The organism is Haloarcula salina, from assembly GCF_049603855.1.
Classification (GTDB): Archaea; Halobacteriota; Halobacteria; order Halobacteriales; family Haloarculaceae; genus Haloarcula; species Haloarcula salina_A.
On record NZ_CP187146.1, the window covers coordinates 128,991 to 141,432 of the forward strand.

Genomic DNA, 12,442 nt, shown 5'->3' on the forward strand with positions numbered 1-12,442 from the left:
AAGCGCTACTCGCTCTGCTCGTCGAGTCGCTCGATGAGGCTGATACCGTAGACGGTCCGCAGCACCGTGCTGGCGTCGCCGGCCTCGTAGATGAGCCCGTCACGGCTGCTGACGTGGTCGACAACGTCGCCGGAGGCGTGGGCAGGCGCGGCGGCGATGCCCGCGTCGTGGTCCTCGATCCAGCGCATCACCCGCAGGTCGCTCTTGCTGTCGCCCATCACGAGCGCGAACGGGTCGTCGATGCCGAGCACGTCGAAGGCTTCCTCGACGCCGGCGGACTTGTCCAGTTCGAGGCTGACCAGTTCGGCCGCGTCGCCCTCGTAGTAGCCGAGGTCGACCCGCTCGACGATGTCGCGGAAGGCGTCGGGCGCGTCGCCGATGTCGGCGTCCGTCGACAGGCCACCGGCTTCGAGCACGTCCAGGATTTCCGGGTCGCGGCTGAAGTACGACCGCGCGTAGCCTGCCGGATCGGCCACGTCGGCGTCGACCTGCGCGGCGATGGCCTCGCCGACCAGCCCGCAGAGGTAGCGCAGCGACTCGTCGATGATCTCGACGGCGTCGTCGCTGCCGACCTCGGCGTTGGGCTTGAGCGTGACGTTGAACTCGTTGCCCTGGAGGTGACAGCGGTGGCGCACGTCTTCGGGGGCCTCCGAGAGGACGCGGCCGCGGACGTGCTCGAACACGTCGACGACGGCGTCGTCGAGGCGCTCGTACAGCAGGCGCTTGGTGTCCTGGCCGTGCTTGGGCGTGAACACGCCGTTACCGGACTCGTAGACGATGCTCATCTGCCCCGAGGAGACGAGGTCGTTCCCGAGGCCCTGGATCATGAATCCCTTGACGTTCTCCAGGGTCTGGCCGGTGCAGACGACGATGGGCACGCCCTCCTCGTAGAACTGGGTGAGCAGGTACAGCGTGTTCCGAGGGATCTCGTTGTCCGTGTCACCGGCCGACCGGAGCGTCTCGTCCACGTCGAGGACGAGCGCGTTCACCGACCGACCGTACTTCGAGTAGAGGTCGAGCGCGGTGAACGCCTCGTCGCGGGTCAGGCGGGCCGCGATCTCCGCGTAGGTGTCACCGGTGCCGGGAAAGTCGTCGGTGATCTCCGCTTTGAGTTCCTCGAGGCGGTCGCTCGCGGTCTCCCACTGCTCCAGTGCGACCGTCGAACTGAGCGGCGGAAACAGGTCGACGAACTCCTGGTAGCCGCGCAGCGTCGTCGTATCGGTGCCCTGATAGAGGCGGTAGAGTTGGTCGTATTGTTCCATAGCGAATCCACAGGATAGATATCGTCTATCAGCGAGCGCACTTTACCTATCGGGTTTGCTCCGCGAGCCGAATCGATCGTCGTGCCCCGAAAAAATAGCACGTCTGGCGACCCGCCGGGAGTCGATGTCGAAGACCGTCGTGTCGCCGCTGTCGTCTCCCTACGCGCCGTCCTCGCCGTCGCCGGTGTCGTCTCCGCCGCCGTCGGTCACGATCTCCGTCTCGACGCCCTCCTCGTTGAGGAACGACGGCAGCTCCTCGCCGTCGTCTTCACCGGGCTCCTCGTCGCGCTCCCGGGCGGTCGCACGCTCCATCCACGGTCGCTTCTCGCCTCTGTGGTGGCACATGGCGTCTCACCAGTCGACGGTCAGTACTGTGTCGTGTTAACTTTTCCCATACTTGTGCCCCGCGTCCGACAGCAGACAGTCTCAAGTCGCTCCGAGCGGTAGCCGGGGGCAAGAGCATGCGGGGCCAGCAATGACCGACATCCAGCGACTCGACGACCGGACCGTCGAACGCATCGCGGCCGGCGAGGTGGTCGAGCGGCCGGCCTCCGTCGTGAAGGAACTGGTCGAGAACGCCATCGACGCCGACGCGAACCGGGTGGACGTGACCGTCCACTCCGGCGGGACCGAGGGCATCCGCGTCACCGACGACGGCGTGGGGATGGACCGCGAGGCCGTCGAACGGGCCGTCGAGAAACACACCACGTCGAAGATCAGCGACATCGGCGACCTGGAGAGCGGCGTCGGCACGCTCGGGTTCCGCGGCGAGGCGCTGCACGCCATCGGCGCGGTGTCGCGGCTGACTGTCAGAACCCGCCCCCGCGGGGGCGACGTGGGGACCGAACTCGTTCTCGAGGGCGGCGAGGTTACCTCCGTCGGCCCCGCGGGCTGCCCGGAGGGGACGACCATCGAGGTCGAGGACCTGTTCTACAACGTCCCGGCCCGCCGGAAGTACCTCAAACAGGAGTCGACGGAGTTCGCCCACGTCAACACCGTCGTCGCCAGCTACGCGCTGGCGAACCCAGACGTGGCCGTCTCGCTGACCCACGGCGACCGCGAGACGTTCTCGACGACCGGGCAGGGCGACCGCCGCGAGACCGTCATGTCGGTCTACGGCCGGGAGGTCGCCGAGTCGATGATTCCCGTCGGGGCGACGACCGAGTCCGACCGCGACGGCGACGGCCTCCCCGACGGCCCGATCGACGGCGTCAGCGGCCTCGTCTCCCACCCCGAGACGAACCGCGCCGGCCGCGAGTATCTCTCGACGTACGTCAACGGCCGGTACGTCCGCGCCGGCACGGTCCGGGACGCCGTCGTCGACGCCTACGGCACCCAGATCGCCCCCGACCGCTACCCCTTCGCCGTCCTCTTTCTCGACGTGCCGGCCGGCGACGTGGACGTGAACGTCCACCCCCGAAAGATGGAGGTCCGCTTCGCCGACGACGAGGGCGTCCGCGAGCAGGTCCGCACGGCCGTCGAGGACGCGCTCCTGCGGGAGGGCCTGCTACGCTCGACGGCCCCGCGCGGCCGGTCCGCCCCCGAACAGACGGAGATCGCGCCGGACTCGTCGAGCGGACGCGGTTCGGCCGAACAGCACGACTCGGCGGATCCTCGTGACGGCGCGGCCGCCAGCGGCAGTGACTCGGCGGACGGTGACGGCCGGGCCGATAGCGGTCGGCCCGCCGAGGCAGAGTCGACTGCGGTGGACCATGCGACAGCGAACGCCCCGAATACCGACCGACCGGAATCGGAGCGCGGTGGCTCGACCGATCCGCCCGGTGACGGGTCCTCGACAGCGGCCGACGCTCCCGGGGACAGCACTGCTGCGACTGCAGAGACGACCGAATCGAGTCAGGGGGTCGAGACGAAACGGTCCTCGACGAGAGATTCGAACGGCGCGCAGTCGGGCGAATCGACCGCCCGGGACCGAAGGGGTAGCGTTTCGAGTGGAGGTAGCGATTCGCATGCGGCCGACCGTCACCGATCGACGACAGACAGCCCGGACCGCAAGTTCTCCGGCGGGCAGGAACAGGCCCGCCTCGGGGACGCGCCGGAGACGGACCACGACTCGCTGCCGTCGATGCGGATTCTCGGACAGTTAGCCGACACCTACGTCGTCGCAGAGACCGACGACGGCCTCGTCCTCGTCGACCAGCACGCGGCGGACGAGCGGATCAACTACGAGCGGCTGAAGGCCGAGTTCGAGGGCGAGACGACGACGCAGGCGCTCGCCGACCCAGTCGAACTGGAACTCACCGCCCGGGAAGCCGCGGTGTTCGACGAGCGCAGCGACGCGCTGGCGAGCCTCGGATTCCACACCGCTCGCACCGGCGAGCGGACCGTCGAGGTGCGGACGCTTCCGGGCGTCGTCGCCGAGGCCGCCGGGCCGGACATCGTGCGGGACGTGCTCGGTGCGTTCGTCGCCGGCGACGACGAGGCGGCCGCGACCGTCGAGGCGGCGGCCGACGAACTGCTCGGCGACCTCGCCTGCTACCCGTCGGTGACGGGCAACACCTCGCTCACGGACGGATCGGTCCGGGACCTGCTGGCGGCACTGGACGACTGCGAGAACCCCTACGCCTGCCCGCACGGCCGGCCGACGCTCATCCACATCGACGCCGGGGAACTCGAAGACCGCTTCGAACGGGACTACCCCGGTCACGGCGGCCGTCGGCGATAGCGGGCCGGCACCGTGATTTCGGCGACCGATACGGCCGATTAAACTAAACCTACGTCTCTCGATGAGAACGGTATGTCTCTCGTAACGTTCGGTGAGACCGCCCTCAGATTCGCCCCGCCCGACGGTCATCGGTTCGAGACCGCTCGCGAGGCCACCATCCGCGTCGACGGCACCGCGAGCAGCGTCGCTGTGACCGCCGGCCGCCTCGGCGCGGACGCCCGCTGGCTCTCGAAGGTCCCCGACACCCCGCTCGGACGGCGCGTGGTCGCGGAACTCCACGAGTTCGGACTGGAGACGGACGTGATCTGGGCCGACCCGGAGACGGGACGGCAGGGCCTCACGTTCCACGAGGACGCGTCGGCGCCCCGGCGCGCCCGCCTCCTGCAGGACCGGACCGACACCGCGATGGCGACGGTGACGCCCGGCGAGATGCCGATGGGAGCGATACAGAACGCCGACGTGGTGTTCTCCTCCGGCACGACATTGTCGCTCTCCGAGACCGCACGAGACACGACCGGAGCCCTTCTCAGGGCGGCCGCGGGGACGCGCGCCTTCGATCTGGATTTCCACCCTGGCCTCTGGGACGCCGAGGCGGCCCGCGACGCGCTGGACGACCTGCTCCCCGCCGTCGACGTGCTCTTCGTCGCCGAGGACCAGGCGTCGGCCGTCTTCGGGAAGGCGGGCACGCCGCGCGAACTGGTCCACACCCTCGCCACCGAGTACGAACTCAACCGCGTCTTCCTCACCCGAAGCGAGTACGGCGCGGTGGCCTACCACGACGGCGTCGTCCACGAGCAGGACGCGATGGAGACGGACGCAATCGACGAATCGGGCCAGCACGAGGCGCTCGTCGGCGCGGTCCTCCAGCAGCTGGCCGACGGGGCAGGGACGGACGAAGCGTTGCTCCACGGCGTCGCCGCGGCCGCGCTCGCCCGGACGATGTCGGGGCCGATGACGCCGCTGGAGCCCGACGAGGTCACCCGCCTCGCGGAATCTCAGCAGTCGCGGCGGCCGTAGGAGGCTCCTACCGCCAATAGAGATTTATGTCCATCCAGTTAATTAGTGAAATATGGCTGCTTACCGTGATGCATTCGTCGTCTGTCTCGTGGCGCTGCTGGTGGGGACTACAGCGTCCGGAACCGTTGCCGCACAGTCGCAGGTGACGCTCACCGTCACCGTCGTCGACCAGGACGGGAATACGATAAGCGACGTCGACATCTCCGCGAGGTGGGACGACGGGGCCGGCGGACCGGTCAACGAGACGACGCGCGCGAACGGGCAGGCGCTCGTCGACGTGCCGGCCGGCGCAAACGTCTCCATCCAGATCCACGACGACCGGTACGTTCGGAACGTCCCAGTCGAGGTCGTCGACGCCGAGACGCAGGCCGTCGAGGTCGACGTGTCCGAGTCCGCGACGGCGACCGTCCGGGCGGTGAATGCCGCCGGCGACCCGGTCGAGAACCCGCGGATTCGCCTGTACCGCGACGGTAACTACGTGGTCGACCGGAACGCGGGCGGCGACGGAGCGCTCACCACGAAGCCGATCGAGGAGGGGGAGTACCGCGTCATCGTCACGAAGCCGGGGTTCTACCGCAACCTGACCAGCGTCGACGTCTCGGATGAGACGAGCGCGACGATTCAGCTCAGAGAGGGGTCGGTCCTGCTGCGGGCGTCCGTCGTGGACGACTACTTCGACGACCCGCGCCCCATCCGTGACGCGACCGTCAGTATCTCCTCGGACAACGGCTTCTCCGGGACCGTTCCGACGCTCTCCGACGGGACGGCGTCGGTCAGCGTCCCGGTCAACGACCGCTACGACGTGTCGGTGTCGAAAGACGGGTACGAGACCGTCGAGCGCCGCGTCCGCGTCGACGAGAGCGAGACCGCCATCGACGTGGCGATCCAGCGGACGCCGGCGCTCACGCTCACGCCGGCGAACCAGCGCGTCGTCGTCGGCGAGACCGTTCGCCTCTCCGTCGTCGACGAGTACGGCGAACCGGTGGCGAACGCGACGGTGAGCCAGGGCGGGTCGGAGGTCGGGCTGACCGACGCCGAGGGCGAACTGTCCGCGACGGTCCCGTCGGCCGGTAACGTCACGTTCACGGCGACGGCAGGCGACCTCTCCGCGACCGCGAACGTCACCGGCGTCTCCGCGGACGGTGACGGCGGCGCGGCGACGCCGGCCCCCACGCAGGCCCAGACCACCGCGACGACAGACACCAGCGGCCCCGGCTTCACCGTCGGACTGACCGCGCTGGCGCTGCTCGCCACGGCGCTGCTCGCACGCCGCCGGTAGCGGGACGCTTTTCCCCGCGAGGGCCGCATGACTGAGCAATGACTGTTCTGCAGAGCGTCCACGAGGCCCACGGAGCGACGTTCAGGGAGGTCGGCGGTCGGCGCGTCGTCGACACCTACGGCCGGCCCGAGCGCACTCACCGCGCGGTCCGGAACGTCGTCGGGACGATCGAGCACGGCTACGGCGTCATCGTCGTCACCGGCGAGGACCGCGTCGAGTACGTCGACAACGCCGTCTCGAACCGCGTCCCCACCGAGGACGGGGCCGGCTGTTACGCCCTCCTGCTCGACCCCGACGGCCGCGTCGACACGGACATGTACGTCTACAACGCCGGCGAGCGGCTGCTCGTGTTCACGCCGCCCCAGACCGCCGCCGACTTGGCGGCGGAGTGGGACGAGAAGACGTTCATCCAGGACGTCGACTTCGAGGTCGCGACCGACGACTTCGCCGTCTTCGGCGTTCACGGGCCGAAGGCGACCGAGAAGATCGCGAGCGTCCTCCACCAGACCGGCACGCCCGAAGACGTACTGACCTTCGAGCGCGGCGAACTCGGCGACGCCGGCGTCACGGTCGTTCGGACCGACAACCTCGCCGGCGAGGAGAGCTACGACGTGGTCTGTGGCGCGGGCGACGCCGAAGCGGTGTTCGACACGCTGGTCAACCGCGGCCTGAACGCCGTCCCCTTCGGCTACCGGACCTGGGAGACGCTGACGCTCGAGGCCGGGTCGCCGCTGTTCGACACCGAGATCGCCGGCGCGCTCCCGAACGACCTCGGTCTCCGCAACGCGCTGGACTTCGAGAAGGGGTGTTACGTCGGACAGGAGGTGGTCTCGCGCATCGAGAACCGCGGCCATCCGACACAGCGCCTCGTCGGTCTCGCCGTGGAGGCAGTCCCCGAGGCCGGGGCGGCGGTGTTCGCCGGCGACGAGCACGTCGGCGAGGTGAGCCGCGCCGGACAGAGCCCGATGCGGGAGGCCCCCATCGCGCTGGCGACCGTCGACTGGGACCTGCCAACCGAGTCGCTGACGGTCCGCGTCGACGGCGACCCCGTGAGCGCACAGCGCGTCGACCTCCCCTTCGTCGACGGGTCGGCGCGGTCGGCGCGCCTGCCGGCCTACGAGTGACTCACGGCGGGCGCGCTCACCCCTCCCCGCCGTCGTCGCCGCTCCCGTCGCGTCGCTCACTGACCGCCCGATACCCGAGCGCGCCGACCGCCGCGCCGCCCAGCGCCCCCGCTGCGGTCCACACCGTCGGGCCCGAGCCGCCGCGCCGAACGCGCGATAGCGTCCCGTCGCCGGCGTCCGTGACTTCCAGGTCGTACTCGTGGCGCTCGTCGACGCCGATGCTTGCGGTTCTGGTCACGTTCACGATCCCCCCTTCGGTGTCGGCGACGATGACTGACAGTTCGTAGTCGGCTTCCTCGATCCCGTACACGCCGAGGCGGTACGTGCCGGGCGCGGCCCCGTGACGCCGGCGCAGTCGCGGGTACCGGCCGCGCGACCGGTCCATGTGCTCGCTCTCGATCCGCTCCAGTTCCCTGCCGCGCGGGCCGACCGCGGTGACGTTCACGTCGGCGGTGTCGGCCGTGACGACCATCGTGGGGAACAGTTCCTCGCGCACCGTCTCTCGGTCGGCCGCGACGTGGTCCAGCGGGCCCACGTCCGACCGGTCCGTCGCTCGCTCGATCTGGTCGTAGCGGTTGAACACGACCGTCGTGTACTGCCGGTAGGGCCGCATCGACGCCGTGTCACCGTCCCGCGTGAACCGAAGTGTCGGCGTCCGCTGCTGGTAGGCCAGCGCCGACCAGTTCGGGTCGTATATCGGGATTTCGACCGTCTCACCGTCCGTCCGGTAGTCGTAGGCGAGCACCTGGTGGCCGCTCAGCGAGCCATCGAACAGGAACAGCGAGGCCTTTCCGGTGGTCTCGACGACCGTGCGAATGTGGTCGAGCAACTGCGCCGTGTCGATTCGGTCAGCGTACACGACCGCTTGCCGGCCGAGCCACGAGCGAAACCGGAAGTACTGCTCGGCCTGGGAGGTGACGATGTCGTCGTACACCGGGGCTGCCGGGTCGTCGAGCGGGACCGTCGGGACCTCGATGTCGCTCGCCGCCGGCCGGTCCACCGGCATCGTCTCCGGTCGGTCGAAGTACCGCTGTGCGGCCAGGACCATCCCGTAGCAGTGTCCGTTCGTCCCGGCGCGCTGGACGACCGCTGCCCGGAGCTGTCGTGTGAGCGCGTCGACCAGCGTCGACGGTAACTGCGCCGGGTCGAGACCGAGGACCGCCCGCGCCTTGTCGCTCCACTCGGCCCGAATCTGCTCGCGGACCGCGGCGGGGTCCGGCTGTGGCGGGTCCTCGAAGTACTGGTCGCTCAGCGACCAGTTCCGGAACCCGAACCCGTGTTCGGCCGGCACGAACGACGACGGCCCGGGCTGCTGCTGGGCGGATGCTCGGGTCGCGCTCACCCACGACGCCGCGGCCAGTGTGCCCACGTGGGCGAGAAAGTCACGGCGGGACCTGTCGCCTGTCACACCTGAACGTGACGCTCGCGGTACAAATTATTCGGGGTGGTCGGACCGATGCGGGCGTCACTCGATTTCGATGTCTGCCCGCCCGCTGGTCGCGCTTCGGATGCGGTCCCGAAGCGCGCTACCCTCGTCGGTCGGAACCCGGACTGCGAACGTCACCTCCGTCTCGTAGTCGGCCTCGAACTCGACGCCGGCGGATTCGAGCAGGCCGCGGACGCTCCCGGAGTCGTCGTAGGCGACCGTCACGGTGAAACGCTCGTGAGGGACCTCCTCGACGACGCCGGCGGCGTCGACGGCGTCCCTGACCGCCCGCGAGTACGAGCGGGCGAGTCCGCCGACGCCGAGGTTCGTCCCGCCGTAGTAGCGCGTGACTACCGCGACGACGTTCTCGATTTCGCGTTGCTGGAGGACGTTCAGCGCGGGGCCGCCGGCGCTGGCGCTCGGTTCGCCGGCGTCACTGGAGTACTCTCGGAAGGGGTCGGCCCGGACGCGGTAGGCGGGGACGTTGTGCGTCGCGTCGGCGTACTCCTCGCCGACGCGCTCGACGAACGCCTCGGCCGCCTCGACGGTCGCAGCGGGCGCGACGTGGCCGATGAACTCCGAGCCCCGGACCTCGAAGCGCGCCTCGCCGCGGCCGGCGACCGTCCGATAGCTGTCCGTCACGGCTCGCCGTTCGGCGGGCCGCCGAATAGCGTTTGCCGTTGCGCCCGACGCGGCCCCGCTCTCCCCGTCCCGAGTGTCAGTCCCGGCTTTCATCGCGACCGTTGGCCGTCTCGACCGTGATCGTCGCCGATATCAGAGCCGCTGGAGGTGCGTGTCGCCGAACTCGCGGTCGGCGTACTTCAGGCCGAACCCGAACAGCCGGTCCGCCCCGATGTGAGCGGTCCAGACGAGCGCCACGCCGACGGCGAGGTCGACGCCGGCGACGACGCCGACCGCGGCGAGCAGCCCAGGCCCGATGTACGTGTGAACGGCGTTGTAGGCGGCCGCGCCGACGCGCTTGCCGTGCAGATACCCCGCCATCGAGAGGTCCGGTGCGATAATGAGCGCGAGGAACAGCAGCGTCGACCGGCCCTGGAGGGCGTACAGCGCGGCCGCGCCGCCGCCGACGAGCGCCCCTTCGAGACGGACGAGCAGGCGAGGGTTCATACACGCTAGACGGGCGACGCGCCCAAAACCGTTTGTCCGGCCCGTTACTCACCGTCGGCGGACCGCTTTTCGACCCGACGGACGAGCACCGAGAGACCCTCCTCCAGTGCGGCGAAGACGTCGTAACAGAGGGCGACGAGCGCGCCGTCGCCGGAGCGAGTCACGCCAGCTCGATGGTGCGGACGAACGGGAGCCGGCGAATCTCGTTGATGAGGTCGCCGGGGAGTTCCGCGTCGGTGATGACGTACAGTTTCGGCTCGTCGGTGAACTCGGGGTCCTCGCTGAGCACCTGCCGGATGGAGATGTCGCGGTCGGCGATGGCGTTCGTGACCGTCGAGACGATGCCGGACTCGTCGGCGGCCCGCACGGTGACGGTGATCGCGTGCAGGTCGAGGACGGGCGCGAGGTCGAGCAGGCTCGGCACCGAGGAGATGTTCCGAAAGATGCGCCGCAGGTCGTCGTCGGCGAGGATCGCGTCCGTCGTGGCGTTGACGACACGGCGGTCGACGCCGGCCTCGCGGGCGATGCCCGTGTTCGGGATCTCGATGCCGCCGGAGACCACCCGCCCGTCCTCGTTGACCGAGAACCCCCGTTCGAGCAGCAGGCGAATCACGTCCTGCTGTCCGGGGGAGTCCTCGAACTTCCGCATGATCTCGTCGAACATACCCGAAGCCACGGCGTCCCTTCGTAATATTTCACCGCTTGGACCGCCCGGTCGAATCGTATTTATCCGCGTCCCTGCACTGTGCGGTCATGTCGCACGTGCTGGCGAAAGTCGGCGGGACGGTCGGCTGTCTCGGACTCGTCGGCGTCGTCGCCTTCGGGAACCGCTACGGGCGCAGTTCGCCGGTCGCGGAGGCGCTCGGCCTCGGTGACGGGACGGTGCCGTTCGTCGCGAGCCTCCTGTTGCTCGCCGCCGGTGTGGCGCTCGTCGACCGCTTCTGGGAGCGAACGGACGACGATGGCGGCGACTGACTCGGTTGGCGACGGCTGCCGCTGTTGGCAGCGGTCGGGCCGCTCCTCGCTCAGAGTTCGCCCTTCGTGCTCGCCACGTCGGAGCGCCGCTCGTCGATACGCGTCGCGTCGTCGAGGGCCCGTGCGAGGCCCTTGAACAGCGCTTCGACCTCGTGGTGGGCGTTCTCGCCGTCGACCTCGCAGTGCAGCGTCAGCCCGGCGTTGGTCGCCAGCGAGCGACAGAAGTGCTTCGCCATGTGGCTGGTCATCTCGCCGACTTGGGCCTGCGAGAACGCGCCGTCGAAGGCGAAGTACGGCCGGCCGGAGACGTCGACGACGACGCCGGCGACGGCCTCGTCGAGCGGGACCTTGCGGTCGGCGAAGCGCTCGATACCGCGCTTGTCGCCGAGCGCCTCGGTGAACGCCTCGCCGAGCGTGATGGCCACGTCCTCGACGGTGTGGTGGGCGTCGATCTCAAGGTCGCCGTCGCACTGCACGGTCAGGTCGAACAGGCCGTGGGTCGAAAACGAGTCGAGCATGTGGTCGAAGAAGCCGATGCCGGTGTCGACGGTGCTGTCGCCGTCGCCGTCCACGTCGAGCGTGACTTCGATGTCCGTCTCGGCCGTCGTCCGCGTGACGGCCGCCGTCCGGTCGGTCATACCTACACCCTCTCGGTCCGCGTATATGGGGATTCCGCTGGGGAGCGATGACGGGAGCGCTGCGGTTGCCCCGCTCACTCGGCGTGCTCGTCCAGCATCGCCAGCAGCCGGTCGGTCACCGCCGGCGCGTGTTCGACGTAACAGCAGTGTCGGCCCTCGACGGCCTCGGCGCTCCCGCGTGGCAGGTCCGCGGCCAGCGCCTCCGCGGCGTCGGGCGCGACGACGGGGTCGTCCAGCCCGTAGTACACCTCTGTCGGCTGGGTGACCTCGTACAGCGGCGGGGCGTCGAATCCGGTCATCGCCGCGGCCTGCGCGGCGCGAGCGTCGCCGGTCGCGTCCTCCTCGGTACGCCACGCGGCGATTCGGTCGAGCAGGTCGGGCGCGCCCTCGCGGAACGCCGGCGAGAACGCGCCGGCGAGCGAGTCCGGGCCGTCGAGCGCGAGGGCTGAGAGCGCCGACTCGTCGACGGCGTCGCCCGAGGCGGCCGTGCAGTACAGTGTGAGTGTCCGAGCGCGGTTGTAGCGGTGGGCGTACCGGAGCGCGACCATCCCGCCCAGGCCGGCCCCGACCAGGTGGGCGGACGCGACGCCGTGATCCGAGAGCACGGCTTCGAGGGTGGCCGCGAGCGTCGCCACGTCGAGCGGTCCCTCCGGCGCGTCCGAGCGGCCGGTTCCCGGGAGGTCCCACACCAGCGTCTCGTATGGGCCGGCGACCGCGTCGTTGTGCCAGCCCCACAGCCACGCGCCGTAGCCCACGTCGCTGACGAAGACGACGGTGGGACCGTCGCCGTCGGTCTCGTAGTGTATCGACGCCCCGTGCGTGCTGACAGTCGGCATTGCTCGTCGGTTCCCGCGGCGGCGGCCTGTCTCTTTCGGTGGGTAGGCCTTTGGCGCTGGCCGTCGAACCGCCG

At 69.9% G+C, this 12,442-nt stretch carries 13 protein-coding genes; 5 read left to right on the forward strand and 8 right to left on the reverse strand.

Going from position 1 to position 12,442, the window contains the following annotated elements:
- Nucleotides 1-5 precede the first annotated feature (5 nt).
- On the reverse strand, nucleotides 6-1,262 hold the full coding sequence (locus ACOZ4I_RS00700; protein ID WP_424002024.1) for an HAD family hydrolase: 1,257 nt from the start codon (nucleotides 1,260-1,262) through the stop codon (nucleotides 6-8).
- A 159-nt stretch (nucleotides 1,263-1,421) separates the two neighbouring features.
- The gene (locus ACOZ4I_RS00705; protein WP_424002026.1) at nucleotides 1,422-1,607 is read right to left on the reverse strand and encodes a hypothetical protein; all 186 of its coding nucleotides are present in this window, start codon (nucleotides 1,605-1,607) and stop codon (nucleotides 1,422-1,424) included.
- A 130-nt stretch (nucleotides 1,608-1,737) separates the two neighbouring features.
- On the opposite strand from ACOZ4I_RS00705, the gene mutL reads away from it, so the two are divergent.
- The 4 genes from mutL (at nucleotide 1,738) to ACOZ4I_RS00725 (ending at nucleotide 7,365) form a co-directional block, all read left to right on the forward strand.
- A complete protein-coding gene (gene mutL / locus ACOZ4I_RS00710; RefSeq protein WP_424002028.1) occupies nucleotides 1,738-3,945 on the forward strand; it encodes a DNA mismatch repair endonuclease MutL in 2,208 nt (735 codons plus the stop codon).
- Between the two features lie 72 nt (nucleotides 3,946-4,017).
- On the forward strand, nucleotides 4,018-4,962 hold the full coding sequence (locus ACOZ4I_RS00715; protein WP_424002030.1) for a sugar kinase: 945 nt from the start codon (nucleotides 4,018-4,020) through the stop codon (nucleotides 4,960-4,962).
- Between the two features lie 52 nt (nucleotides 4,963-5,014).
- Nucleotides 5,015-6,241 (forward strand): carboxypeptidase regulatory-like domain-containing protein, encoded by a 1,227-nt coding sequence (locus ACOZ4I_RS00720; RefSeq protein ID WP_424002032.1) that lies wholly within the window; start codon nucleotides 5,015-5,017, stop codon nucleotides 6,239-6,241.
- A gap of 38 nt (nucleotides 6,242-6,279) precedes the next feature.
- Nucleotides 6,280-7,365, forward strand: coding sequence for an aminomethyltransferase family protein (locus ACOZ4I_RS00725; RefSeq protein WP_424002034.1), 1,086 nt, complete (start codon nucleotides 6,280-6,282; stop codon nucleotides 7,363-7,365).
- 16 nt (nucleotides 7,366-7,381) lie between these two features.
- Here ACOZ4I_RS00725 and ACOZ4I_RS00730 read toward each other — a convergent pair whose 3' ends face one another.
- From ACOZ4I_RS00730 to ACOZ4I_RS00745, 4 genes are all read right to left on the reverse strand, one after another.
- Nucleotides 7,382-8,773: a hypothetical protein gene (locus ACOZ4I_RS00730; protein WP_424002036.1), complete on the reverse strand. Its 1,392-nt coding sequence runs from the start codon at nucleotides 8,771-8,773 to the stop codon at nucleotides 7,382-7,384.
- A gap of 57 nt (nucleotides 8,774-8,830) precedes the next feature.
- Nucleotides 8,831-9,433, reverse strand: coding sequence for an IMPACT family protein (locus ACOZ4I_RS00735; RefSeq protein WP_424002038.1), 603 nt, complete (start codon nucleotides 9,431-9,433; stop codon nucleotides 8,831-8,833).
- Nucleotides 9,434-9,565: 132 nt separating this feature from the next.
- Nucleotides 9,566-9,919 carry a DUF4260 domain-containing protein gene (locus ACOZ4I_RS00740; protein WP_424002040.1) on the reverse strand — a complete coding sequence of 118 codons (354 nt, stop codon included), beginning with the start codon at nucleotides 9,917-9,919 and terminating at the stop codon, nucleotides 9,566-9,568.
- 160 nt (nucleotides 9,920-10,079) lie between these two features.
- Nucleotides 10,080-10,583, reverse strand: coding sequence for an ACT domain-containing protein (locus ACOZ4I_RS00745; RefSeq protein ID WP_424002042.1), 504 nt, complete (start codon nucleotides 10,581-10,583; stop codon nucleotides 10,080-10,082).
- Between the two features lie 89 nt (nucleotides 10,584-10,672).
- Here ACOZ4I_RS00745 and ACOZ4I_RS00750 point away from each other — a divergent pair, with 89 nt between their 5' ends.
- Nucleotides 10,673-10,894 carry a hypothetical protein gene (locus ACOZ4I_RS00750; protein WP_424002044.1) on the forward strand — a complete coding sequence of 74 codons (222 nt, stop codon included), beginning with the start codon at nucleotides 10,673-10,675 and terminating at the stop codon, nucleotides 10,892-10,894.
- 50 nt (nucleotides 10,895-10,944) lie between these two features.
- On the opposite strand, the gene hisB is transcribed toward ACOZ4I_RS00750, so the two are convergent.
- Both hisB and ACOZ4I_RS00760 read right to left on the reverse strand, forming a co-directional pair.
- Complete coding sequence (hisB, locus tag ACOZ4I_RS00755; RefSeq protein ID WP_424002046.1) at nucleotides 10,945-11,532, reverse strand: imidazoleglycerol-phosphate dehydratase HisB; 588 nt, start codon at nucleotides 11,530-11,532, stop codon at nucleotides 10,945-10,947.
- Nucleotides 11,533-11,606: 74 nt separating this feature from the next.
- Nucleotides 11,607-12,368 (reverse strand): alpha/beta fold hydrolase, encoded by a 762-nt coding sequence (locus ACOZ4I_RS00760; protein ID WP_424002048.1) that lies wholly within the window; start codon nucleotides 12,366-12,368, stop codon nucleotides 11,607-11,609.
- Nucleotides 12,369-12,442 lie beyond the last annotated feature (74 nt).

Coding starts and splice junctions, on each gene's coding strand:
- mutL (WP_424002028.1), top strand. CDS start 1,738: ATGACCGACATCCAGCGACTCGACGACCGGACCGTCGAACGCATCGCG.
- ACOZ4I_RS00720 (WP_424002032.1), top strand. CDS start 5,015: ATGGCTGCTTACCGTGATGCATTCGTCGTCTGTCTCGTGGCGCTGCTG.
- ACOZ4I_RS00750 (WP_424002044.1), top strand. CDS start 10,673: ATGTCGCACGTGCTGGCGAAAGTCGGCGGGACGGTCGGCTGTCTCGGA.
- ACOZ4I_RS00760 (WP_424002048.1), bottom strand. CDS start 12,368: ATGCCGACTGTCAGCACGCACGGGGCGTCGATACACTACGAGACCGAC.
- hisB (WP_424002046.1), bottom strand. CDS start 11,532: ATGACCGACCGGACGGCGGCCGTCACGCGGACGACGGCCGAGACGGAC.
- ACOZ4I_RS00705 (WP_424002026.1), bottom strand. CDS start 1,607: ATGTGCCACCACAGAGGCGAGAAGCGACCGTGGATGGAGCGTGCGACC.
- ACOZ4I_RS00715 (WP_424002030.1), top strand. CDS start 4,018: ATGTCTCTCGTAACGTTCGGTGAGACCGCCCTCAGATTCGCCCCGCCC.
- ACOZ4I_RS00725 (WP_424002034.1), top strand. CDS start 6,280: ATGACTGTTCTGCAGAGCGTCCACGAGGCCCACGGAGCGACGTTCAGG.
- ACOZ4I_RS00700 (WP_424002024.1), bottom strand. CDS start 1,262: ATGGAACAATACGACCAACTCTACCGCCTCTATCAGGGCACCGATACG.
- ACOZ4I_RS00740 (WP_424002040.1), bottom strand. CDS start 9,919: ATGAACCCTCGCCTGCTCGTCCGTCTCGAAGGGGCGCTCGTCGGCGGC.
- ACOZ4I_RS00745 (WP_424002042.1), bottom strand. CDS start 10,583: ATGTTCGACGAGATCATGCGGAAGTTCGAGGACTCCCCCGGACAGCAG.